Here is a 1183-nt window from a genome sequence, read left to right as displayed (position 1 = left end):
TAAGGCTAGGCTGAACAAGCCACCTATCTTCGAGTGATACAGGGCTATGCGGATAGGTCGAGATAAAAGGATGGATTTAGCGTGCTGTTTATAGCCCTTGCGGGCGTTGCTTCAGGCTTTTCAGCCTGTTTCGCCCATTACGGGCGTACTGGTGCCATCAACCGATGGCGTGCCAAATAAATATTAGCCAACGCCAGCGCCGTGAAGGCCCGGCTGGCATTCTTGGCCAAGCCGCGGTAGCGCACTTTCGTAAAGCCCCACAGCCGCTTGACCACGGCAAACACGTGCTCCACCCGCGCTCGGATTTTGGACTTGCTGCGGTTCTTTGCCCGCTTCACTTCATCGACTTGGCCGGCTTTGCGGACACGTTCGTTTGTAAAATCTTTCGCTTTCGGCGCCTTGCCACGAATCAGTGCCTTCTGGCTGGTATAGGCGCTGTCGCCATAGACACGTCGCTCCTGCCCATGCAGCAGTTCCGGCAACGGGTGCTTATCATGGATATTGGCTGGCGTGACCACAGCGCTGTGCGCCAGGCCGCTATGGCTGTCCACCCCAATATGCAGCTTCATGCCGAAATACCACTGCTGGCCTTTCCGGGTCTGATGCATTTCCGGATCACGTTGCTTGTCGGCGTTCTTCGTCGAGCTTGGCGCAGCAATGATCGTCGCATCCACAATCGTGCCTGTCTTGAGCGTCATGCCGCTGCCCTGCAGTACGCGGCCCACTTCTGTAAACAGGCGCTCAGCCAGCTTGTGCTGTTCCAGCAGGCGGCGGAATTTGAGCATTGTGGTCGCATCCGGCACGGGTTCATTGCCAAGGTCGATGCCGGCAAAGCGGCGCAGGCTGGCGCTGTCGTAGAGCGCTTCTTCACAGGCGAGATCCGCCAAATTGAACCAGTGCTGGAGGAAATGGATCCGCAGCATGCGCTCCAGCCCAATTGGCGGCCGCCCATTTCCCTTCTTTGGATAATGTGGCTCAACAACCGCGCACAATGCGTCCCAAGGAACGGCCCGGTTCATCGTCTCCAGAAACGCATCGCGCCTGGTTGGCTTGCGATGCCGTTCAAAACCTTGGTCTGCTGCCATTGCCAGAGTCTGCTGTTTCATTGGTCGTTGCCGCGGTCGTTGTTATTGGCCTCTATAACGCGTTTCTGTCGTAATCCGTTTACTTGTTCAGCGTAGCC

General features: G+C 57.0%; 1 protein-coding gene. It reads right to left on the bottom strand.

What is annotated here, in order from left to right:
- Nucleotides 1-137: 137 nt before the first annotated feature.
- Nucleotides 138-1106, bottom strand: a complete 969-nt coding sequence (locus QOL82_RS29155) for an IS5 family transposase (RefSeq protein WP_283445827.1) — start codon at nt 1104-1106, stop codon at nt 138-140.
- Nucleotides 1107-1183: the final 77 nt, after the last annotated feature.

It is taken from the genome of Noviherbaspirillum suwonense (genome assembly GCF_900182955.1).
Taxonomy (GTDB): Bacteria; Pseudomonadota; Gammaproteobacteria; order Burkholderiales; family Burkholderiaceae_D; genus Noviherbaspirillum_A; species Noviherbaspirillum_A suwonense.
This window is presented reverse-complemented; position numbering and strand designations above follow the sequence as displayed.